Below are 325 nucleotides of genomic sequence, written 5' to 3' on the forward strand. Positions count from 1 at the left end.
GGGGGGGGAGCCCCCCCCCCACAACACCAGAAAAAACAACAAACACGCGCCCCCCACCCCCCACAACCCCCCCCCCACAAACCCCCCCCCACCCGCCACGAGAATTTGCAAACACTACCGAACAAACCACGCCCGCAACAACACAAAACAAACCAACCCACACAACCCCCCAACACAACCCAAAAAACAACCCCCCCCCCCCACCCCCCCCCCCCCCCCCACAACCGACAACCCCAAAAAAAAAAACAAACACCCACCACACACCCACCCCAAAAACCCAAAAAACACACACCCCCCCAACAACAAACAAACCCCCCCCCACCAC

General features: G+C 60.0%; 1 protein-coding gene. It reads right to left on the minus strand.

Annotation, left to right across the window (positions count from 1 at the left end; translation table 11 throughout):
* Positions 1-114 precede the first annotated feature (114 nt).
* The coding region (locus tag PUR61_RS45505) for a hypothetical protein (protein WP_329881734.1) at positions 115-325 on the minus strand (211 nt) is incomplete at its 5' end.

It is taken from the genome of Streptomyces sp. BE20 (genome assembly GCF_036322525.1).
Classification (GTDB): domain Bacteria; phylum Actinomycetota; class Actinomycetes; order Streptomycetales; family Streptomycetaceae; genus Kitasatospora.